Annotated in this window: 18 protein-coding genes; 7 read left to right on the forward strand and 11 right to left on the reverse strand. The window is 64.6% G+C overall.

Annotation, left to right across the window (positions count from 1 at the left end; genetic code table 11):
* Positions 1–122: 122 nt before the first annotated feature.
* Together IFT76_RS14080 and IFT76_RS14085 are read right to left on the reverse strand one after the other, a co-directional pair.
* A complete protein-coding gene (locus tag IFT76_RS14080; protein ID WP_192058933.1) occupies positions 123–1,481 on the reverse strand; it encodes a DUF3482 domain-containing protein in 1,359 nt (452 codons plus the stop codon).
* Positions 1,474–2,853, reverse strand: coding sequence for a DUF2868 domain-containing protein (locus IFT76_RS14085; RefSeq protein WP_192058935.1), 1,380 nt, complete (start codon positions 2,851–2,853; stop codon positions 1,474–1,476). Before IFT76_RS14085 ends, IFT76_RS14080 begins: the two co-directional genes overlap by 8 nt.
* Positions 2,854–2,918: 65 nt before the next feature.
* Here IFT76_RS14085 and IFT76_RS14090 point away from each other — a divergent pair, with 65 nt between their 5' ends.
* Positions 2,919–3,431, forward strand: coding sequence for a dihydrofolate reductase (locus IFT76_RS14090; RefSeq protein ID WP_192058937.1), 513 nt, complete (start codon positions 2,919–2,921; stop codon positions 3,429–3,431).
* A gap of 58 nt (positions 3,432–3,489) precedes the next feature.
* Here IFT76_RS14090 and IFT76_RS14095 read toward each other — a convergent pair whose 3' ends face one another.
* From IFT76_RS14095 to IFT76_RS14105, 3 genes are all read right to left on the reverse strand, one after another.
* Entirely contained in the window at positions 3,490–4,881 is a 1,392-nt protein-coding gene (locus tag IFT76_RS14095; protein ID WP_122480535.1) for an L-cystine transporter, read from the reverse strand.
* Positions 4,882–5,087: 206 nt separating this feature from the next.
* On the reverse strand, positions 5,088–6,929 hold the full coding sequence (gene ilvD, locus IFT76_RS14100) for a dihydroxy-acid dehydratase (RefSeq protein ID WP_122480534.1): 1,842 nt from the start codon (positions 6,927–6,929) through the stop codon (positions 5,088–5,090).
* 307 nt (positions 6,930–7,236) lie between these two features.
* Positions 7,237–8,433: a class I SAM-dependent rRNA methyltransferase gene (locus IFT76_RS14105; protein WP_122480530.1), complete on the reverse strand. Its 1,197-nt coding sequence runs from the start codon at positions 8,431–8,433 to the stop codon at positions 7,237–7,239.
* Positions 8,434–8,619: 186 nt separating this feature from the next.
* Here IFT76_RS14105 and mutM point away from each other — a divergent pair, with 186 nt between their 5' ends.
* Both mutM and IFT76_RS14115 read left to right on the forward strand, forming a co-directional pair.
* Positions 8,620–9,432, forward strand: a complete 813-nt coding sequence (gene mutM, locus IFT76_RS14110) for a bifunctional DNA-formamidopyrimidine glycosylase/DNA-(apurinic or apyrimidinic site) lyase (protein WP_192055889.1) — start codon at positions 8,620–8,622, stop codon at positions 9,430–9,432.
* 109 nt (positions 9,433–9,541) lie between these two features.
* The gene (locus tag IFT76_RS14115; protein WP_185794900.1) at positions 9,542–9,886 is read left to right on the forward strand and encodes a multidrug transporter; all 345 of its coding nucleotides are present in this window, start codon (positions 9,542–9,544) and stop codon (positions 9,884–9,886) included.
* Between the two features lie 34 nt (positions 9,887–9,920).
* Here the strand turns inward: IFT76_RS14115 and IFT76_RS14120 are convergent, their stop codons facing one another.
* A complete protein-coding gene (locus IFT76_RS14120; RefSeq protein WP_043191560.1) occupies positions 9,921–10,172 on the reverse strand; it encodes a YfhL family 4Fe-4S dicluster ferredoxin in 252 nt (83 codons plus the stop codon).
* Between the two features lie 100 nt (positions 10,173–10,272).
* Complete coding sequence (gene coaD / locus IFT76_RS14125) at positions 10,273–10,755, reverse strand: pantetheine-phosphate adenylyltransferase (protein WP_122480527.1); 483 nt, start codon at positions 10,753–10,755, stop codon at positions 10,273–10,275.
* Positions 10,756–11,023: 268 nt separating this feature from the next.
* On the opposite strand from coaD, the gene IFT76_RS14130 reads away from it, so the two are divergent.
* Positions 11,024–11,878, forward strand: coding sequence for a sulfurtransferase (locus IFT76_RS14130; protein ID WP_122480526.1), 855 nt, complete (start codon positions 11,024–11,026; stop codon positions 11,876–11,878).
* On the opposite strand, the gene IFT76_RS14135 is transcribed toward IFT76_RS14130, so the two are convergent.
* The 4 genes from IFT76_RS14135 to IFT76_RS14150 are packed head-to-tail and all read right to left on the reverse strand — an operon-like array spanning position 11,841 to position 16,307.
* Positions 11,841–12,872, reverse strand: a complete 1,032-nt coding sequence (locus IFT76_RS14135) for a hydrolase (RefSeq protein WP_192058939.1) — start codon at positions 12,870–12,872, stop codon at positions 11,841–11,843. The genes IFT76_RS14130 and IFT76_RS14135 overlap by 38 nt on opposite strands.
* 24 nt (positions 12,873–12,896) lie before the next feature.
* The gene (gene rsmD / locus IFT76_RS14140) at positions 12,897–13,484 is read right to left on the reverse strand and encodes a 16S rRNA (guanine(966)-N(2))-methyltransferase RsmD (RefSeq protein ID WP_192058941.1); all 588 of its coding nucleotides are present in this window, start codon (positions 13,482–13,484) and stop codon (positions 12,897–12,899) included.
* On the reverse strand, positions 13,484–14,959 hold the full coding sequence (locus IFT76_RS14145) for a M16 family metallopeptidase (RefSeq protein ID WP_192058943.1): 1,476 nt from the start codon (positions 14,957–14,959) through the stop codon (positions 13,484–13,486). Before IFT76_RS14145 ends, rsmD begins: the two co-directional genes overlap by 1 nt.
* Entirely contained in the window at positions 14,952–16,307 is a 1,356-nt protein-coding gene (locus IFT76_RS14150) for a M16 family metallopeptidase (RefSeq protein WP_192058945.1), read from the reverse strand. Before IFT76_RS14150 ends, IFT76_RS14145 begins: the two co-directional genes overlap by 8 nt.
* Positions 16,308–16,539: 232 nt before the next feature.
* On the opposite strand from IFT76_RS14150, the gene ftsY reads away from it, so the two are divergent.
* Genes ftsY through ftsX form a run of 3 tightly spaced genes read left to right on the forward strand, consistent with a single transcriptional unit; the run spans position 16,540 to position 19,717 of the window.
* On the forward strand, positions 16,540–18,021 hold the full coding sequence (ftsY, locus tag IFT76_RS14155; RefSeq protein ID WP_192058946.1) for a signal recognition particle-docking protein FtsY: 1,482 nt from the start codon (positions 16,540–16,542) through the stop codon (positions 18,019–18,021).
* Positions 18,018–18,689 (forward strand): cell division ATP-binding protein FtsE, encoded by a 672-nt coding sequence (gene ftsE / locus IFT76_RS14160; protein ID WP_122480520.1) that lies wholly within the window; start codon positions 18,018–18,020, stop codon positions 18,687–18,689. Before ftsY ends, ftsE begins: the two co-directional genes overlap by 4 nt.
* A complete protein-coding gene (gene ftsX, locus IFT76_RS14165; RefSeq protein ID WP_122714503.1) occupies positions 18,686–19,717 on the forward strand; it encodes a permease-like cell division protein FtsX in 1,032 nt (343 codons plus the stop codon). The genes ftsE and ftsX overlap by 4 nt, the downstream gene beginning before the upstream one ends.
* The last annotated feature ends 78 nt before the right edge of the window (positions 19,718–19,795 follow it).

Below are 19,795 nucleotides of genomic sequence, written 5' to 3' on the forward strand. Positions count from 1 at the left end.
CAAGGTTCGTGGCACTGCGGATATCAGCGTAGGAGCGGTCATCGGCCGCGAAAGGGTTACCCCGATGCATCTGACATACCGCGCCGTTCCTTTCGCGGCCACTGGCCGCTCCTACGGGGTTGTCAGAGCTGCCGGGCCAGCGCCTCGATCTGCTCTTCGCGCTCGCGTTGGCTCAGGTGCTTGTGGCCGTTGAGCGAGGACCATTGCGGATAGGCGCGGGCCTTGTTCAGGGCTTCGGGCAGCTTGCCTTCGCGCCAGGTCTGCTCCTGTGGCGCCGCCACTTCGATGGTGCCCATGGCGGCATGGCCACGGGCATCGAGGGCTTTCACCAGTTGCTGTTGGCGCAACGCCAGCAGCCGCAGCACGTTGTCGTCCACGGTCAGTTCGCGCTCGCCCTTGAACTTGCCCAACAAGCGCGCGCCATAGCCCCGTGCGGTTTGCAGCGCGCCGCCGGCAATGGCCCCAGCGATGGCCGCCATGCCCAAGGTCAAACCGCCCACCAGCAGGTCGACGCCCGCGCCAGCCGCTGCGCCGGCCGCAATGCCGCCGCCGACCTTTACCCCCAGCTGCTTGAGCGTATCGGGGTTGAACAGATCGTCTCCCCAGCGCCCATCCGACAGCGGCAGGTCGCCTGCCGAGGCATCCTGGCTGCGGAAGGCATACAGTTTCAGCAACGTTTCCACGCAGCGCTGCTCGCGTGTGCGCACCGCTTGGCGGAGGTCTTCGATGGCGCCCGCCGCGGCGTCACTGGTAACGCTGCGACGACAGGCGGCGCAGTCGATCAGCAGTTCGGCAATCAACCGCCGCGCGCTGCCCTGGCGCGCCAGCCGTTGTGCCTGTTGATCGTCGATCAGCCGCTGCAGGGCCGGACGGGAATGCTCCAGCAGCAACGCCAGGCTTTCATAAAGACGCCGTTCACCGTCTTCGGGCGGCGCCACGCTGTCGAAGCGCACCAAGGCATGCAAACCAAGGCGGGCCAGGGCCTCGCGCCAATCCCCCTCGCGCTGCAGGCTGCTGCTGACGAAATTGAGCACTGGCAGTAGCGGTTTCCCGCAGCTGGCCAGCACTTCCAGCTCATCCCGGTACTTGGCCAGCACCGGCTCGCGTGCGTCGATCACGTACAGGCCCGCATCGGAAGCCAATAACTGGCGCAGCACCTTGGCCTCCTGCTCGAAGCGTTGACGGGCTTCGCTGCCCTGCAGAAACCGCTCGACCCGCGCCGGACCGTCGAGACGCTCGCCGGGGCGATCCAGACGCTCCACGAATTCCAGCAAGGCAATGGCATCTTCCAACCCAGGGGTGTCGTAGAGCTCCAACAAGGCATCGCCATCCACTGAAAGACGTGCGCCTTCCACATGTCGTGTGGTGCTGGGCCGGTGTGACACTTCGCCAAAACCCACGTCGCGGGTAAGCGTACGCAGCAGCGAAGTCTTGCCGACGTTGGTATGGCCGACCACGGCCAGGGTCAGGGGCTTACTCATGGCCTGTCTCCAGCCAGCTCAACGGGGTCGATTCATCGACCGGCAGGCCCAGTGCATCCAGCCCCGCCTGCCAATCTCCACGGCGTTGTGGGTCGAGGGCCTGGCCGGGTGGCGCGGGTAACAACCACACTCGGGTAACGGTGGCGCACCTGGCCAGTTCGGCAATCAGGCCAAGGCTGCCGCGATCCGGCGAGCGCCGCGGATCGCAGGCGATCACCAGCCGCGCGGGCGGAAAGCGGGTCATCTGTTCCAGCAGCCGCTGGCGCGACTCGCGGCTGTCGAGCACGCCGGCATCCTGAATGTCGGGCGCCAGGGCAGGCGGCCACGGATGCTGGCCGTCGAGTTCCAGTGCTACCAATACAGCGCCGCTGCTCGATTCGCTGGCTGCTTGAGTGGTGACATGCGGCAACGCGTCTGGCGCCTCATCGCGCACGCCCAAGCGTTCGCTGCTGGGCATCAGCCGTTCGCGCAACTGGCTGTAGCCGGGCAGGCTGGTATCCAGGGTCAAACCCGCGCGGCCTCGGCGCCAACGCCATTGGCAGAACGCGGCCAGCACCAGGCGCGGGCCGATACCGAACACCAGCAGCACGCCGACCAGCCAACCCGCCCAAGCCTGGCGTGCGCCTTCGATGTTGGTCGCCTGATCGCCACTGGCGCGGATCATGTCGATGTCCGGCACACTGAAACCCAGCAGCGCGGGCACGGCGCCCAACATCTGAGTCAGGTTTATGAAGGTGTCCGCGCCCAGAATGGTAGTCTCCCAGACGAAACCATAGCGCCGGGTCGCCAGCAGCAACAGCAGCACGGCCAGCGCACTCAGCAAGGCCAGCAGCCACAGCCCATGCACCAGTGTGCCCAAGGCCCAGCGGTTGAGTCGCCGCCGCTGCAGCAGCAATACCAGCGCCGGTGCCAGATGCACGGCTTGCGCATCACGCGCCAGTTTCTCGCTGAGCCACAACCACAGGCGGCCCAGCACCGCACCGTGTCCACCGGACGCGACCAGCCCCAGCAGCCAGCTCAGCAGCAAAATGAGGTTAAGCCCCAACAGGCTGCCCAGCGCCCAGAACACGTTGACGGGCTGCAGACCATCGCCCAGCGCCGCGAATGCCAGGCCCGCGCCGCTGAACACGGCCAGTACGCCCAGCAGCAGCATCGCCAGTCGCGCACCCTGCAACCAGTGGCTCAGGGCCTGGCGCTGGCCATCACGTTCGGCCAGCAGCAGAGCACGGTGCTCGATGCGCGCGGCCAGGTCGCCGCCTTGCTGACGTGCGCGGCGGTTGGCTTCCAGGTCTTCCAGGGGGCCTGCCTGCTCTTCGCGCAGGCGGATGGCTTCACTGAGCCAGAGTCGATGCAATGCAGTGGGTGCGCTCACGCGTTTTTCCAGGCGGCCGATTCGTCGTGAGCATAACCCAAGGAGGCTCTGCTATTCTGCCGGCCATGAAGACATCTCTCCCTTTAAGCTTGATCGCCGCGCTCGCCGAGAACCGCGTGATCGGCATCGACAACAGCATGCCCTGGCACCTGCCGGGGGATTTCAAGTATTTCAAGGCAACCACCCTGGGCAAGCCCATCATCATGGGTCGCAAGACCTGGGACTCGCTCGGCCGCCCACTGCCGGGGCGCCTGAACCTGGTGGTCAGCCGACAGCCGGACCTGCAACTGCCGGGTGCCGAAGTGTTCACTTCGCTGCAGGCGGCCATCGAGCGTGCCGAAGCCTGGGCTCGCGAACAGGGCGCCGAGGAAGTGATGCTCATTGGTGGCGCGCAGCTGTACGAGCTGGGCCTTGCTCAGGCGGATCGCCTGTACCTGACGCGGGTAGCCTTGCACCCGGAAGGGGATGCCTGGTTTCCCGAGTTCGACGAGAACCAATGGCAGAGGGTGTCGAGCGTGCCCAACGAAGCGGTCGACGACAAGCCGGCCTACACGTTCGAGGTATGGGCGCGCAGATGATCGGATGGCCTGTTCGCGCCGCCTGTTCGAGAGGGCGCCCACGAACAGGCAGCAGCGGTTACGCCGAAGCCAGTTCCTTGTGCTCATCAGCTGCCAGCAAAGCCTGGTCGGTCTGACCCATCACTTGGCTGGTAATGGTGCCCGCTGCCATCGACCCGCTCACGTTCAGTGCCGTGCGGCCCATGTCGATCAGCGGCTCGACTGAAATCAGCAGCGCCACCAGGGTGACCGGCAAGCCCATGGCCGGCAGTACGATCAATGCAGCAAAGGTCGCGCCGCCGCCCACCCCTGCCACACCGGCCGAACTCAGGGTGACGATGCCCACCAACGTGGCGATCCACAGTGGATCGAGTGGGTTGATCCCAACCGTGGGCGCGACCATCACTGCCAGCATGGCTGGATACAGGCCAGCGCAGCCATTCTGGCCGATCGTCGCGCCAAAGGAGGCGGCGAAGCTGGCGATCGCTTGAGGTACGCCCAAGCGACGAGTCTGCGCTTCGATGCTCAGTGGAATGGTCGCCGCGCTCGAGCGGCTGGTGAAGGCAAAGGTCAGCACCGGCCACACCTTGCGGAAGAACCGCAGCGGATTGACCCCAGCCAGGCTCAGCAGCAGCCCGTGCACCGCGAACATCAATGCCAGGCCGATGTACGATACCACCACGAAACTGCCCAGCTTGACGATATCCTGCACGTTGGAACTGGCGACCACCTTGGCCATCAGGGCCAGCACACCGTAGGGCGTCAGCTTCATCACCAGCCGCACCAGGCGCATCACCCAGGCCTGCAGCACATCGATCGCACCCAGCACTTTCGCCCCTTTGTCGGCATCGTCCTTGAACAGCTGCAAAGCCGCCATGCCCAGGAACGCGGCAAAGATCACCACGCTGATGATCGACGTGGGTTTGGCCCGTGCCAGGTCGGCGAAAGGATTCTGCGGAATGAACGAGAGCAGCAGTTGCGGCACATTGAGGTCGGCCACCTTGCCCGCGTAGTCGCTCTGGATCGTCGCCAGACGTGCCGTTTCCTGAGTCCCGGCCACCAGGCCCTCGGCGGTCAGGCCGAACAGGTTGGTCAGGCCGATACCGATCAGTGCTGCGATTGCGGTGGTGAACAGCAGCGTGCCGATGGTCAGGAAGCTGATCTTGCCCAGCGAAGAGGCATTGTGCAGACGGGCTACCGCACTGAGGATGGACGCGAAGATCAGTGGCATGACGATCATCTGCAGCAGTTGCACATAGCCGTTGCCAACCAGTTCCAGCCAACTGATGGTGCTTTTGAGCACAGGGTGGCCGGCACCGTAGACGGTGTGCAGGCCGATACCGAACAGAACGCCCAGGGCAAGGCCCAGCAAGACCTTCTTGGCCAGGCTCCAGTCGGTGCGACGCGTTTGTGCCAGACCCAGCAGCAATGCCGCGAAGATCAGCAGGTTCAACAGCAGGGGCAGGTTCATGTCAGCTCCGAAAGATTGACGACCGCGGCTCTACGGACGCTGGTCAATCGCGAATGCTAACACCCTGAATCGAAAGGTAATTAATATCGGAATGGAAGATCGTTAGGCGTTTTTGGAATAAGCGTCTGGGCCCGCACGGCAAGAGGCCGGTCTTCACCAGAGGTTGCGTGAAGACCGGCCGCAGTGTCCTGCCAGCGAAGGACGTCTTACAGCCCGTCGAGCATCGCCTTGTTGCGTACCGCGCCCTTGTCGGCGCTGGTGGCCAGCAGGGCATAGGCCTTGAGTGCGGTGGTCACTTTGCGTGGGCGCACCTCGACCGGCTTCCAGCCTTTCTTGTCCTGCTCGGCACGACGGGCAGCCAGTTCGGCATCGTCCACCAGCAGGTTGATCGAGCGGTTGGGAATGTCGATCAGCACCTTGTCGCCGTCCTGCACCAGGCCAATGGCACCACCTGCTGCCGCTTCAGGCGATGCATGGCCGATCGACAGACCGGACGTGCCGCCCGAGAAACGTCCGTCGGTGAGCAGCGCGCAGGCTTTGCCCAGGCCCTTGGACTTGAGGTACGACGTCGGGTAGAGCATCTCCTGCATGCCCGGCCCACCCTTGGGGCCTTCGTAGCGGATGATCACGATGTCACCGGCCTGCACTTCGTCGGCGAGGATGCCACGCACCGCGCTGTCCTGGCTTTCGAAGATCTTGGCGTTGCCCTCGAACACGTGGATGGACTCATCCACGCCGGCGGTCTTCACCACGCAGCCATCCATTGCGATGTTGCCGTAGAGCACGGCAAGGCCACCTTCCTGGGAGTAGGCGTGTTCGAAGCTGCGGATGCAGCCGTTTTCGCGGTCGTCGTCCAGGGTGTCCCAGCGGGTCGACTGGCTGAAGGCGGTTTGCGTCGGTATGCCACCGGGGCCGGCCTTGAAGAAGTGGTGCACCGCTTCGTCGGTGGTCTGGGTGATGTCCCACTTGGCGATGCCTTCGGCCATGCTGCGGCTGTGCACGGTCGGCAGGTCGGTGTGCAGCAGGCCGCCACGGGCCAGCGAGCCGAGGATGCTGAAGATGCCGCCAGCGCGGTGCACGTCTTCCATATGGTATTTCTGAATGTTCGGCGCGACCTTGCACAGCTGCGGCACGGTACGCGACAAGCGATCGATGTCGCGCAGGTCGAATTCGATCTCGGCTTCCTGGGCAGCGGCCAGCAGGTGCAGGATGGTGTTGGTCGAACCACCCATGGCGATGTCCAGCATCATGGCGTTTTCGAATGCCTTGAAGTTGGCGATATTGCGCGGCAGGACCGACTCGTCGTTCTCGCCGTAGTAGCGCTTGCACAGCTCGACGATGGTGCGGCCCGCCTGCAGGAACAGCTGCTCGCGGTCACTGTGGGTCGCCAGGGTGGAACCGTTGCCCGGCAGAGCCAGGCCCAGGGCCTCGGTCAGGCAGTTCATCGAGTTGGCGGTGAACATGCCTGAACACGAACCGCAGGTCGGGCAGGCGCTGCGCTCGTATTCGGCGACCTTTTCATCCGAAGCGGTATCGTCGGCGGCGATCACCATGGCGTCGACCAGGTCCAGGCCGTGGCTGGCCAGCTTGGTCTTGCCGGCTTCCATCGGCCCGCCGGAAACGAAGATCACCGGAATATTCAGGCGCAAGGCGGCCATCAGCATGCCAGGAGTGATCTTGTCGCAGTTGGAGATGCACACGATGGCATCGGCGCAGTGGGCGTTGACCATGTACTCGACCGAGTCGGCGATGATCTCGCGGCTGGGCAGGGAATACAGCATCCCGTCGTGGCCCATGGCAATGCCGTCGTCCACGGCAATGGTGTTGAATTCCTTGGCCACGCCGCCGGCGCGCTCGATTTCGCGTGCAACCAGCTGACCGAGATCCTTGAGGTGCACATGCCCCGGCACGAACTGGGTGAACGAGTTGGCGATGGCAATGATCGGTTTCTTGAAATCGTCGTCCTTCATGCCAGTGGCACGCCACAGCGCGCGGGCACCGGCCATGTTGCGACCGTGGGTGGACGTTTTCGAGCGATAGTCAGGCATGGAACGACTCCGGGCGGCTAATCGGGTTGCAATGAGGGATTGAGCTTTTCCTGGTCCGCGGCACGCTCGGGCGGTGTGTTGCCGTGCTTGCGGATGAGGCCGGTAACGCTGCGGGATCGCCACGCGTTCGGCCGAGCTCATAAACCCGCCGGGGGATGATTGGCGATGAGTAGGACGATTCTACACCCATGGGGGAAGGATGGAACGTGGGGCAGGGCAAGTAATCGGCAGTAAGGCCTGACGCAGCCAGGCCCTCTTGATTCTCCGTAGGAGCGGTCCGTGGCCGCGAACCAGGCGCCGCGGTACGTCAGCTATTAGGCAACAACCGGCACGTAATGCTCTTGATGTACCGCGTTTCCGGAATCGCTGGGTGCACCGGATGGTCCGGGCCCTGGCCGCCGCGTTCCAGCAGCTGGATGTTGCGGTCCAGGTGGCGGGCGCTGGTCAGCAGGATGTTCTGCAGGTCGTCTTCGGGCAGGTGCATGGAGCACGACGCGCTGACCAGGATGCCGTCCTTGCTGAGCAGGCGCATGGCTTGCTCGTTGAGACGGCGGTAGGCGCCTTCGCCGTTCTTCAGGTCTTTCTTGCGCTTGATGAACGCGGGCGGATCAGCCACGATCACGTCGAAGCGTTCTTCGGCGGCCTTCAGCTCTTTCAAGGCTTCGAACACATCGCCTTCCACACAGGTGACTTTTTCGGCGAAGCCATTGAGCGCGGCATTGCGCTCGACGCCGTCCAGGGCGAAGCCCGAAGCGTCGACGCAGAACACTTCGCTGGCGCCGAAGGCACCGGCCTGCACGCCCCAGCCGCCGATGTAGCTGAACAGGTCGAGCACGCGTTTGCCCTTGACGTACGGCGCCAGGCGCGCGCGGTTCATGCGGTGGTCGTAGAACCAGCCGGTCTTCTGGCCTTCCATCACCGGCGCTTCGAACTTCACGCCGTTCTCTTCCAGGGCGACCCATTCCGGCACCACGCCAAAGGCGCTTTCCACGTAGCGTTCCAAGCCTTCGGCATCACGCGCGGCCGAGTCGTTCTTGAACAGAATGCCGCTGGGTTTGATCACCTGGATCAAGGCGGCCATCACATCGGCCTTGTAGCGTTCCATGGTGGCCGAGGCCAGCTGCACCACCAGGATGTCGCCGAAGCGATCCACCACGAGGCCCGGCAGCAGGTCGGAATCGCCGAATACCAGGCGATAGAACGGCTTGTCGAACAGGCGCTCGCGCAACGACAGACACACGTTGAGGCGGTGCACCAACAGCGACTTGTCCAGGCTCAGCTTGACGTCGCGCGACAGCAAGCGAGCGCAGATCAGGTTGTTCGGGCTCATTGCAACCACGCCCAGGGGCTTGCCACCCGCCGCTTCGAGAATGGCCTGATCGCCCGCCTGGAACCCGTTCAGCGGAGTGGCGGCCACGTCGATCTCGTTGCTGTAGACCCACAGGTGGCCGGCGCGCAGGCGGCGGTCGGCGTTGGCTTTGAGGCGAAGGCTGGGCAGGGACATGAAGTCGCTCCGGAAAAAAGAGCGGGAGTATAACCTGCCGTCCCCGTCGCCGACGGCTCATTCGACAAATGACCCGGTGCGCACGGTGGGCGCTGCGGACCTTAACAGTTAGAATCCCCATGGTGTCCGGGGCGTCGAGCCTGGGGCACGGTTGCCTATCGATCCGCGTTTCGCATCAGGGGCCCCATGCCTGAATTACCCGAAGTAGAAACCACTCGCCGGGGCATTGCCCCGCACCTGGAAGGGCAGCGCGTGAGCCGCGTGATCGTCCGCGACCGGCGCCTGCGCTGGCCGATACCCGAAGATCTGGATGCGCGGTTGTCCGGGCAGCGGATCGTGGCCGTCGAGCGGCGGGCCAAGTACCTGTTGATCAACGCCGAAGTCGGCACCTTGATCAGCCACCTGGGCATGTCGGGCAACCTGCGCCTGGTCGAAGCCGGCCTGCCGGCGCTCAAGCACGAGCATGTCGACATCGAGCTGGAATCGGGCATGGCCTTGCGCTACACCGATCCGCGGCGTTTCGGCGCCATGCTCTGGAGCCTGGATGCGCTCAACCACACACTGCTCCAGGGTCTGGGGCCCGAGCCGTTGACCGAACTGTTCGACGGCGAACGGCTGTTTGAGCTGTCGCGTGGCCGCAGCATGGCGGTCAAGCCGTTCATCATGGACAACGCGGTGGTGGTCGGGGTGGGTAATATCTATGCCACCGAAGCGCTGTTCGCCGCCGGTATCGACCCGCGCCGCGCGGCAGGGGGCATATCGCGCGGCCGCTACCTGCGCCTGGCGGTCGAGATCAAGCGCATCCTGGCCTACGCGATCGAACGCGGTGGTACCACGTTGCGCGACTTCATCGGCGGAGATGGACAGCCGGGCTACTTTCAGCAGGAATTGTTCGCCTATGGCCGCGGTGGGCAGCTGTGCAAGGTGTGCGGTACCACCCTGCGCGAGGTCAAGCTGGGCCAGCGTGCCAGTGTGTATTGTCCGCGCTGCCAGACATGATCCGGCTGCGCGCGGCCTGCACAATGGCGGGCAACTGATATAGTTACTTGCATCCCTGATGACCCCATCGCAAATCGCAGTCGCCCCACGTGAGCAGAAGGATTGTGCCATGAACCTGTTTCGAACCCTGTCGCTGGCGCTGGTCGTCAGTTTCGGCCTGCACGTCGTGCCGGCCACTGCCGCCGACTCGAGCATGAGCACGAGCAGCGGTGACCCGACCTACCAGATCCAGAATCCGCCGGCCTATGCCATGATCGGCGATCTGCTGATCGCGCGGCCGCTGCTGGTGGCCGCCACTATCGTGGGCGCGGGGCTATTCGTGATCGCATTGCCGTTCACCGCCGCCGGTGGCAACGTCGGCGCCAGCGGCAAGGCCTTGGTGGTCGATCCGGGCAGGGCCGCCTTCGTGCGTTGCCTGGGCTGCACGCAGAGCGGCTACGGCAACCGCGACTGAGCCTGTCGCTGGCGCATCTGCCAGCGCGCTGGAATCAATGCTTGCCGGTGATCTGCTTGTACTTGGCCATCAGCTGTTCCTGGGATTCAGGATGCGCTTCGTCCAGCGGTATGCAATCCACCGGGCAGACCTGCTGGCACTGTGGCTCGTCGTAGTGGCCTACGCACTGGGTACACAGGTTGGGATCGATCACGTAGATCTCTTCCCCCTGGGAAATGGCAGCGTTCGGGCACTCGGGTTCGCAGACGTCGCAGTTGATGCAATCGTCGGTGATGATAAGGGACATGAAGACTCCGGCCCGAGACAACGGCCCAGGCATGTGAAAACCAATGGGCGCAATTGTGCCGCATTAGCGCCCGTAGTGCACGCGGGCGCTACTTTGCCGGCTACTTGTTGCTGAAGCGCAGGGTGAGCGCCTCGGCCACGGCCGGGTGGACGAACTTGGTGATGTCTCCACCCAGGGCCGCAATTTCCCGCACCAGCGTCGACGAAATGAAGGAATAGCGTTCCGAAGGGGTGAGGAACAGGCTTTCCACGTCCGGGGCCAGTTGCCGATTCATGTTGGCCAGCTGGAACTCGTATTCGAAATCGGACACCGCCCGCAGGCCGCGCAGCAACACGTTGGCGTTCTGCTCCTTGGCAAAGTGCGCGAGCAGGGTCGAGAAGCCCACGACCTCGACGTTCGGCAGGTGCCGCGTCACTTCGCGGGCCAACTCCACCCGTTGCTCGAGGGCGAACAGGGGGTTTTTCTTGGGGCTCGCGGCGACCGCGATGATCACGTGATCGAACAGGCGCGAGGCGCGTTCGACCAGATCACCGTGACCCTTGGTGATAGGGTCGAAGGTACCTGGGTACAACACTCGGTTCATCACGGCGTCCTGGCGGGAATCTGTTGGGGAATGCGATGGTATCGCAGCCGGAGAGGTGGGCCAAGCCTGCATCCATGGCGCAATGCAAGCAGGATCGCCTGTGGCACGCTGTCGCGGTGGTCGGCCGCTCGTTGTACGATGGCCGCCAGCCCCGACGCGCCGCGCGAACGGGTGTGCCGACTGCTACAGTGATTCATGCCGCGATCGATCTTGCCCGAGCTTTTCCAGCTGCGCGCAGGTCCATCATTCATCCCCGCCGGAGTCCTTCATGCCCCTCGCGCAACTGATCAGCCCGCAAGCGCTCGCCGAACATATCGATTCCCCCGGATGGGTCCTGCTCGACTGCCGCTACAGCCTGGAAGACGCCGATTACGGCCAGCGCAGCTATGCCGAGGGCCACATCGCCGGTGCCTGTTTCGCCGACCTGGGCCGTGACCTCAGCGCCCCGGCGGTCAGGGGCGTCACCGGGCGTCATCCGCTGCCCGAGCCTGGACAGTTGCAGGAACGGCTGCAGCGTTGGGGCATAGGTGCAGACAGTCGGGTGGTTCTCTACGATGACGGGCCGGGTGCCTATGCGGCACGTGCGTGGTGGCTGCTGACCTGGCTGGGCAAGCGCGACGGCGTCTTCCTTCTCGACGGCGGGCTGGCGGCGTGGCACGCCGCCGGACTGCCTTTGAGTCTGGATGCGGCGTCCACCGAGCCAGGCGATTTCATTGCAGCGCCCGACGACGAGCGCGTGGTCGATGCGGCCCAGCTGCAGGCGCGCCTGCAAGCGCCCGGGTTGACCTTGCTGGACGCACGCGCATTGCCCAGGTTTCTGGGCGAGGTCGAACCCATCGACCCTGTGGCGGGGCATATTCCCGGCGCACAGTGCGCAGCCTTTACCGAGAACCTGGGGCCCGATGGGCGCTTTCTCCCTGTGCAACAGTTACGTGAGCGGTTCGATGCTCAACTCAAGGGCCGTCCTGTGGAACAGGCCGTGGCCTACTGCGGCTCGGGCGTCACCGCCTGCCACAACCTGTTCGCCATGGCCCTGGCGGGCTACCCGTTGGCGACGCTGTATCCAGGCTCCTGGAGCGACTGGATCACCGACCCGCAGCGGCCCGTGCAGAAGGGGCCATGAACTCGATCCACTGGTTCAGCCACTGCGGTATGCGCCGTTCCAGGTAATAGCCGGGCTGGCGCAGGCTGCCATCGACGAAGCCGACGTGTCCGCCCCGCGCATGCAGCTCGAACTCGATGCAGGGCGACATTTCTTCGGCGGTGGGCAGGCTGTGGGCAAACACGAACGGATCGTCCTTGGCCTGGATGATCAGCGTGGGTTTGGCGACGCCGCCCAGGTAGTAGCGACTCGACGAGCGGCGATAGTAGTCCTGGGCATCCTTGAAGCCGTGCAGCGGAGCCGTGACCTGCCCGTCGAAATCCCAGAAGGTCCTGATGCCCTGCAGCGAGCCCAGCGCTTCGAGCGCGGCCAGTCCCTCGTGCTGCCCCTCGTGCTGGAAGCGGCTGCGCTTGTCGGTCAGGTAGCCGAGCATGGCGCGCATGAAATGCGCCTGGTACACCCTGGAAAAGCCCTGGGTCATGCGGTCGGCACACTGGTCCAGGCGAAACGGCACCGATACTGCCACCGCGGCCTGCAATGGGCTGTTCGCTCCGCTTTCACCCAGGTGCTTGAGCAGGATGTTGCCACCCAGTGAATAACCGACGGCGTAAAGCGGCGCCAGGGGTCGTTGCCTGCCCAGGTGGTCGAGTACGTGCAGCAAGTCTTCGCTGGCGCCGGAATGGTAGCTGCGCGCCAACAGGTTGGGCTCGCCGGAGCAGCCGCGCCAGTTGACGGCCACGCTTGCGCAACCGTGCAGCCCCAACTGCCGTTGCAGGCCGGCGACGTAGGGCGAGTTGGATGATCCGGTCAGGCCGTGCAATACCAGCACCAGTGGCGCATGGGGTGCGTGTGGGCCGTGCCAATCGAGGTCGACGAAGTCGCCGTCCTCCAGCCACAGGCGTTCGCGCTCGCGCGCCAGTGCCGGTTGCTTGCGCCACAAAGGGCCCCATAGCGTCTGTAGATGCGGGTTGCCTAGCCCAAGGGCCGGACGGAAGCTGGGGTGTGCTGGGTTCAACGTGGCTGCCTTGGCAAGCCTGTGTCAGCCACGCTGCCACAGGGAGTAGTAAACCTGTCCGGCTTTCTTCTCGCGGTGCAGGCGCCATGTTGCCGGCATCTGCAGCGCAGAGGGCGGTGCCTCGCTCTCCGTGTAGATCCAGGCCCGCGCGGCCAGCCAGCCTTTGTCTTCAAGCAGTGTGCAGGTGGCTGGCAGCAGGTTCTGGTGGAAAGGGGGGTCGAGGAACACCAGGTCGAATGCGCTTGGGGTCTGGGTTTCCAGGTACTTGAGCGCGTCGCTTTGCAGCAGTTGGCCGACGGCACACCCGAGCAGGTCGAGATTGTGCCGAAGGCTGGAAATGGCACTGGCATTGGCATCCAGTGCCAGTGCCATGCTGGCGCCGCGCGACAGCGCTTCGAGGTACAAAGCGCCGCTGCCGGTGAAGGCGTCCAGCACCTTGGCACCTTCGATGTGCGCTGCCAGCCAGTTGAACAGTGTTTCACGCACCCGATCCGGGGTAGGGCGCAGACCGGGCGCTTCCGGGAAGCTCAGTTTACGGCTGCGCCACTGGCCGCCAATGATGCGCAGGTGGCCTTGGCCACTATGGAGTTGCTTGGTTTTGACGCTGGCCATCAGTGCTCCGGTACGCCGAGCGGTTGCTCATTGGGTGTGTCCGTAGGGGCCGGCAACGGTTGCTGCGCAACCTTGGGGCCAGCCGTGACGATCACCAGTTTATCGGCATCCAGATGTTTGTTCATCGCAGCTTTCACCTGCTCCACGGTCAGCGCCTGGGATTGCTGCAGGAAGTCTTCCATCCAGGTCAGCGGCATGTCGTAGAAACCGGTGGCGCCCAGTTGCGCGACGATGCTCGCGTTGCTGGCATTGGACAGCGGGAAGCTGCCGGCTTGTTCGCGTTTGGCGTTGTCCAGCTCTTCCTGGGTGGGGCCGGTCTTGAGGTAATCGCGCAGGATGTCCTGCACCAGCTTCAAGGTGCCGTCGCCGAGCTCGGCACGGGTCTGCAGGTTGATCAGGAACGGACCGCGCACCTGCATCGGCGTGAAGCCCGAGTACACCCCATAGGTCAGCCCGCGTTTTTCCCGCACCTCGCTCATCAGGCGGGTACCGAAGGAACCGCCGCCCAGGATCTGGTTGCCCATGGACAGCGCGGCGAAATCCGGGTCCTTGCGGTCGATGCCCAGCTGCGCGATGAACATCTGCGTCTGCTTGGACGGGAAGTCGATATGGGTCACACCGGCTGCGGGCGCGGCTGGTTGCGCCGGCTTGGCCAGCGCAGGGCCCTTGGGCAGGGCGCTGGATACCTGTGCGGCGATCTGCTCGGCTTCGCCGCGCGACAGGTCGCCGACGATGGCGATCACCGCGTTGCCTGCAGCATAGGCACGTTGATGGAAGGCCCGAAGCTGCTCGATGCTCAGGCGCGGCAGGCTCTTGGCGTCGCCCTCGCTGGGGTGCGCATACGGATGGCTGCCATACAGCTGCGTGAACAGCTCGTTGCTGGCCAGCTTGGCGGGGTTCTGCTTCTGGAATTCGAAGCTGGCGAGCAGTTGGTTCTTGATGCGTACCAGGGCGTCTGCCGGGAAGGTCGGTTTGCCGACGACATCGGCGAACAGCTTGAGGGCAGGGGTGCGCTTGTCGGTATCGCTGAGGCTGCGCAGTGACGCGACGGCCATGTCACGATAGGCGCCGTTGGAAAAGTCCGCGCCCAGGCCTTCGAAGCCCTGGGCGATGGCGCTGACGTCCTTGCCGGCCACGCCTTCGTTGAGCATGGCATTGGTCAGCACGGCGATGCCGGGATGGTTCTGATCCTGGCTGCTGCCGGCGGCGAAGGTAAGCCGCAGGTCGAACATCGGCAGCTCGTGGGCCTCGACGAACAGGACCTTGGCACCTTCGGCGGTTTTCCAGCTTTGAATGTCGAGGCGGCGATGGCTGGGCGCGGTGTTGCCCAGCTCGCTCACCGATTGCAGGCCGCGCGCGGGTTGGCCAGCGCCGGTGGCGTCCGCAGCCTGGACGGCGAAAGTGGCCAGGCAACCGGCAAGCACCAGAAAAGTCGAGCCAACCAGGAAACGACGGGGGGTGGTGGGCTCACTCATGAGCGGCTTCCTCTGGCAGAACGTGGGCGATACTCAAGCGATCGCGGGTGAAATAGGTGCGTGCGGCGCTCTGGATGTCCTGCGGCGTCACGCTCTTGAGGTCTTCGAGTTCGCTGTCCATGAGCTTCCACGACAGCCCCACGGTTTCGAGCATGCCGATGGTGGTGGCCTGGCTGCTGATGGAGTCGCGGCTGTAGACCAGGTCGGCGATGACCTGGGCGCGCACACGCTCCAGTTCGTCGGCCGAGGGCGGCGTGGTCTTGAGCTCGCCGAGCAGTTTCCAGAGGCCTTTCTCGACATCGGCGAGGGTTTTTTTCTTCTGCGTATTGGGCGTCGCCGAAATGAAGAACAGACTGTCGCCGCGGGTGAAGGCATCGTACCGGGCGCCGCCGCTGGAGATCAGTTCCTCGCCGCGTTCGAGGCGTGTGGCCATGCGCGCGCTGTAGCCGCCGTCGAGCAGTGCGGAAATCAGCCGCAGGGCCTGGACGTCGCGCGGCTTGTCGGCAGTGGCCAGGGCCGGGACGTTGAAGCCGTACAGCAGGCTCGGCAGTTGAGTGCGGACATGCAATGTGGCCAGGCGCTGGCCGGGGTTGGCCAGTTCCAGCGGGATCTTCGCCGGTGGGGTGGGGCGCCGGGCGATGTTGCCGAAGAAACGTTGGGCCAGGGCCTTGACCTCGTCTGGCTTGACGTCGCCCACCACCACCAGGGTGGCGTTGTTGGGCACGTACCAGGCCTGGTACCAATGGCGCAGCTCTTCGACCTTCATGCGTTCCAGGTCGGCCATCCAGCCGATGGTGGGCGTGTGATAGCCACTGGCCGGGAAGGCCATGGCCTTGAAGATCTCGTACGCCTTGGCGCTGGGCTTGTCGTCGGTGCGCAGGCGGCGTTCTTCCTTGATGACTTCGATTTCCCGAGCGAATTCTTCGGCGGGTAGGCTGAGGCTGGCCATGCGGTCGGCTTCGAGGTCGAACGCCACGGCCAGGCGGTCCTTGGCCAGCACTTCGTAATAGGCGGTGTAGTCGTCGCTGGTGAAGGCGTTTTCTTCGGCGCCGAGGTCGCGCAGGATGCGCGAGCCTTCGCCGGGGCCCAGTTTGTCGGTGCCCTTGAACATCATGTGTTCAAGGGCGTGGGACAGGCCGGTCTGGCCGGGGGTTTCGTAGCTGGAGCCGACCTTGTACCAGATCTGGGAAACCACCACCGGGGCGCGGTGATCCTCTCGCACGACGACCTTGAGGCCGTTGTCCATGGTGAATTCGTGCGTGGGCTGTGTATCGGCGGCAAAAGCCGCCAAAGGCAGGCTGAGCGTGCAGAGCAGCAGGCCTGCGGCGCGGCGGGCGAGGACATTCATGGGATTCAGAACCTTGAGAGCTGCCCGCGTGGCCTTAGCGTCTACGGGCGAGGAGGTGCTAGGATACTGATCCGGTTCGCTGGGGGCCATGCCTGGAAGGCATGAACCTGCCCGGGCAACTCGACAAAATGTTGCGCGTGAACGAGCCGGCGTAAAAGCAGTCTGTGTTGCGTCTTCGAATTTTTTCCGACTCGCCGCCTGGCGCGTCGCTACCTTGAGATAGCCGTCTTCCATGTTTGGTTCCAACGACGACAAAAAGACCCCGGCCCCGGCCGGTGAAAAGAAAGGCCTGTTCGGATGGCTGCGCAAGAAGCCGCAGACACCTGTCGCCGAACAGCCGCCAACCCCTGCCGCCCAGGATCTGCCTGCAGCAGCCGACGCCGCTGCCGAGGCGATCCCGCAGGCTTCCGTGGAAGCTGCAGTGGCGCTCGCACCGGAGCCGGTTCTGGCGCCGCAGGCCGAGCCCGCTGCCGCACCGGTCGAGCAGCCTGCCCCGCACGGCCTGGTACTCCCGGTTCCCGAGGAGCCCGTGGCGCTGGTCGAGGACGATGCCCCGCAAACGCCACCGGTCATCGCTCCGCGGCCGGAAGCGCCGGCCCCTGTGGCCGTCGAGCCTGCTCATGTTCCTGTTTCTCCACCAGCGCCACCAGCGCCACCAGCGCCCAGCGCGCCAGCCCCGGTACCTGCGCCACCGCTGCCCGTGCCCGTGGCAACCGTCGCTGCGCCCCGTGTCGAAGCGCCGACGCCTGCCGTTGCTGCCGCGCAACCTCCAGGGCAGACCAAGACCGGCTTCTTCGCCCGCCTCAAGCAGGGCCTGGCCAAGACCAGCGCCAGCCTTGGCGAAGGCATGGCCAGCCTGTTTCTGGGCAACAAGATCATTGACGACGACCTGCTCGAAGAGCTGGAAACCCGCCTGCTGACCGCCGATGTCGGCGTCGAGGCCACGTCGGTGATCATCCAGAGCCTGACCCGCAGGGTGGCACGCAAGGAACTGACCGATGCCGCCGCCTTGTACAAGGCTTTGCAAAGCGAGCTGACCGCCCTGCTGCGGCCGGTCGAGCAACCGTTGGTGATCAAGGCCGAGCACCAGCCGTTCGTGATTCTGGTAGTGGGCGTCAACGGCGCCGGCAAGACCACCACCATCGGCAAGCTGGCCAAGAAGCTGCAGCTCGAAGGCAAGAAGGTCATGCTGGCGGCGGGTGACACGTTCCGTGCCGCAGCCGTCGAGCAGTTGCAGGTGTGGGGCGAGCGCAACAATATCCCGGTCATCGCCCAGCATACCGGTGCCGATTCCGCCTCGGTGATCTTCGACGCCGTGCAAGCCGCCAAGTCGCGCGGCATCGATGTCCTGATCGCCGACACCGCAGGTCGTCTGCACACCAAGGACAACCTGATGGAAGAGCTGAAGAAGGTCCGTCGGGTGATGGGCAAGCTCGACGAGCAGGCGCCGCACGAAGTACTGCTGGTGCTCGATGCCGGTACCGGGCAGAACGCGATCAACCAGGCCAAGCAGTTCAACCAGACCGTGGCCCTGACCGGCCTGGCCCTGACCAAGCTCGACGGCACCGCCAAGGGCGGGGTGATCTTCGCGCTGGCCAAGCAGTTCGGCCTGCCCATTCGCTACATCGGCGTGGGCGAGGGCATCGATGACCTGCGTACCTTCGAGGCAGAACCCTTCGTCCAGGCCTTGTTCGCCGAGCGGGAGCCTTCATGATTCGATTCGAACAGGTTGCCAAGCGCTACCCCAACGGCCATGTCGGTCTGCATGAACTGAGCTTTCGGGTGCGGCGTGGCGAATTCCTGTTCGTTACCGGTCATTCCGGCGCGGGCAAAAGCACCTTACTGCGCCTGCTGCTGGCGATGGAACGGCCCACCAGCGGCAAGCTGCTGCTGGCCGGCCAGGACCTGGGACAGATCACCAATGCGCAGATCCCGTTCCTGCGCCGCCAGATCGGCGTGGTGTTCCAGAACCACCAGCTGCTGTTCGACCGTACGGTGTTCAACAACATCGCCTTGCCGCTGCAGATTCTCGGCTTGAGCAAGCCGGAAATCGCCAAGAAGGTCGATTCGGCCCTCGAGCGCGTGGCATTGGCGGACAAGGCCGACCTGTACCCCGGCGACTTGTCGACGGGCCAGCAACAGCGCGTGGGCATTGCCCGGGCCATCGTCCATCAGCCAGCCTTGCTGCTCGCCGATGAACCCACCGGCAACCTCGACCCGCGTCTGGCGGCCGAGATCATGGGGGTCTTCGAAGACATCAACCGGCTAGGCACCAGCGTGCTGATTGCCAGCCACGATCTGGCGCTGATCGCGCGCATGCGTCATCGCATGTTGACGCTGCAGCGCGGACGCCTGATCGGTGACGGAGAGGCAGGACAATGAGTGCGACACGCAGCCCCAAGGTCGCGGACCGGGTAGCGCCCAAAGGCGGCGAGCCAACACCGCAGAAGCCGAAGAAACGCCAGCGCGACGAAGACGACGGGCCGCCGTTCAGCAGCTTGCTGCGCGCCTGGGTCGAAAGCCATCGCGCCAGTTGGGTCGACAGCCTGCGCCGTCTGGGCAAGCAGCCGATCGGCAGCTTCTTTACCTGCCTGGTCATGGCCGTGGCCTTGAGCTTGCCCATGGGCCTGTCCCTGCTGCTCAAGAACGTCGAGCGGCTGGGCGGTTCGTGGCAGCGCGCGGCGCAGATTTCGCTGTACCTGGAACTCGATGCCGGCGAGCGCGAGGGCCAGGCCCTGGTGACGCAGATCAAGGGGCTGTCGGGCGTGGCGCAGGCCGAGTTCATCAGTCGCGAGCAGGCGCTGGGCGAGTTTCAGCAGCAGTCCGGGCTGGGCGAGGCGCTCAAGGAGCTGCCCGAGAACCCACTGCCCGGCGTAGTGGTGGTCACCCCGCTGGAAATCGACAAGGCGGCCCTGGAAACCCTGCGCCAGCAACTCGCCGAACTGCCCAAGGTGCAGCAGGCGCAGCTGGACCTGGTATGGGTGGAGCGCCTGGCGGCGATTCTCAAGTTGGGCGACCGGTTCGTGTTCGGCCTGACTCTGCTGCTGGTGTCGGCGTTGCTGCTGGTAATCGGCAACACCATTCGTCTGCACATCGAGAACCGGCGCATCGAAATCGAGGTCATCAAACTGGTAGGGGGCACGGACAGCTACGTGCGTCGACCTTTCCTGTACATGGGTGCGTTGTACGGCTTCGGCGCAGGCATTTTTGCCTGGGGCATCCTGGCCTTCGGCCTGGATTGGCTCAACGATGCGGTCACCGGGCTTTCCGGCCTGTACGGCAGCGACTTCGCCCTGGGTGGGGTTCCCGTCGCCGACGGCTTGTCGCTCTTGCTAGGCGCGGTATTGTTAGGGTATATCGGTGCGTGGATTGCGGTCTGGCGGCACCTGCGCGAACTGGCGCCGCGTTAGCCTGCAACAGATGTGTGTGCTGTGTGAACGCGTATTCAAGTTAACTTTATTGTCATTGACCGTTAAAGCGTCATAGGG

Source organism: Pseudomonas sp. CFBP 13727, from assembly GCF_014841915.1.
GTDB lineage: Bacteria > Pseudomonadota > Gammaproteobacteria > Pseudomonadales > Pseudomonadaceae > Aquipseudomonas > Aquipseudomonas baltica.

What these genes read in the sequence shown, in the direction of transcription:
- IFT76_RS14145 (WP_192058943.1), bottom strand. Translation starts at nt 14,959, where the DNA reads ATGAGTGAGCCCACCACCCCCCGTCGTTTCCTGGTTGGCTCGACTTTT.
- IFT76_RS14120 (WP_043191560.1), bottom strand. Translation starts at nt 10,172, where the DNA reads ATGTCCCTTATCATCACCGACGATTGCATCAACTGCGACGTCTGCGAA.
- ftsY (WP_192058946.1), top strand. Translation starts at nt 16,540, where the DNA reads ATGTTTGGTTCCAACGACGACAAAAAGACCCCGGCCCCGGCCGGTGAA.
- rsmD (WP_192058941.1), bottom strand. Translation starts at nt 13,484, where the DNA reads ATGGCCAGCGTCAAAACCAAGCAACTCCATAGTGGCCAAGGCCACCTG.
- ilvD (WP_122480534.1), bottom strand. Translation starts at nt 6,929, where the DNA reads ATGCCTGACTATCGCTCGAAAACGTCCACCCACGGTCGCAACATGGCC.
- mutM (WP_192055889.1), top strand. Translation starts at nt 8,620, where the DNA reads ATGCCTGAATTACCCGAAGTAGAAACCACTCGCCGGGGCATTGCCCCG.
- IFT76_RS14090 (WP_192058937.1), top strand. Translation starts at nt 2,919, where the DNA reads ATGAAGACATCTCTCCCTTTAAGCTTGATCGCCGCGCTCGCCGAGAAC.
- ftsE (WP_122480520.1), top strand. Translation starts at nt 18,018, where the DNA reads ATGATTCGATTCGAACAGGTTGCCAAGCGCTACCCCAACGGCCATGTC.
- IFT76_RS14105 (WP_122480530.1), bottom strand. Translation starts at nt 8,433, where the DNA reads ATGTCCCTGCCCAGCCTTCGCCTCAAAGCCAACGCCGACCGCCGCCTG.
- IFT76_RS14115 (WP_185794900.1), top strand. Translation starts at nt 9,542, where the DNA reads ATGAACCTGTTTCGAACCCTGTCGCTGGCGCTGGTCGTCAGTTTCGGC.
- IFT76_RS14080 (WP_192058933.1), bottom strand. Translation starts at nt 1,481, where the DNA reads ATGAGTAAGCCCCTGACCCTGGCCGTGGTCGGCCATACCAACGTCGGC.
- IFT76_RS14150 (WP_192058945.1), bottom strand. Translation starts at nt 16,307, where the DNA reads ATGAATGTCCTCGCCCGCCGCGCCGCAGGCCTGCTGCTCTGCACGCTC.
- IFT76_RS14130 (WP_122480526.1), top strand. Translation starts at nt 11,024, where the DNA reads ATGCCCCTCGCGCAACTGATCAGCCCGCAAGCGCTCGCCGAACATATC.
- IFT76_RS14095 (WP_122480535.1), bottom strand. Translation starts at nt 4,881, where the DNA reads ATGAACCTGCCCCTGCTGTTGAACCTGCTGATCTTCGCGGCATTGCTG.
- coaD (WP_122480527.1), bottom strand. Translation starts at nt 10,755, where the DNA reads ATGAACCGAGTGTTGTACCCAGGTACCTTCGACCCTATCACCAAGGGT.
- ftsX (WP_122714503.1), top strand. Translation starts at nt 18,686, where the DNA reads ATGAGTGCGACACGCAGCCCCAAGGTCGCGGACCGGGTAGCGCCCAAA.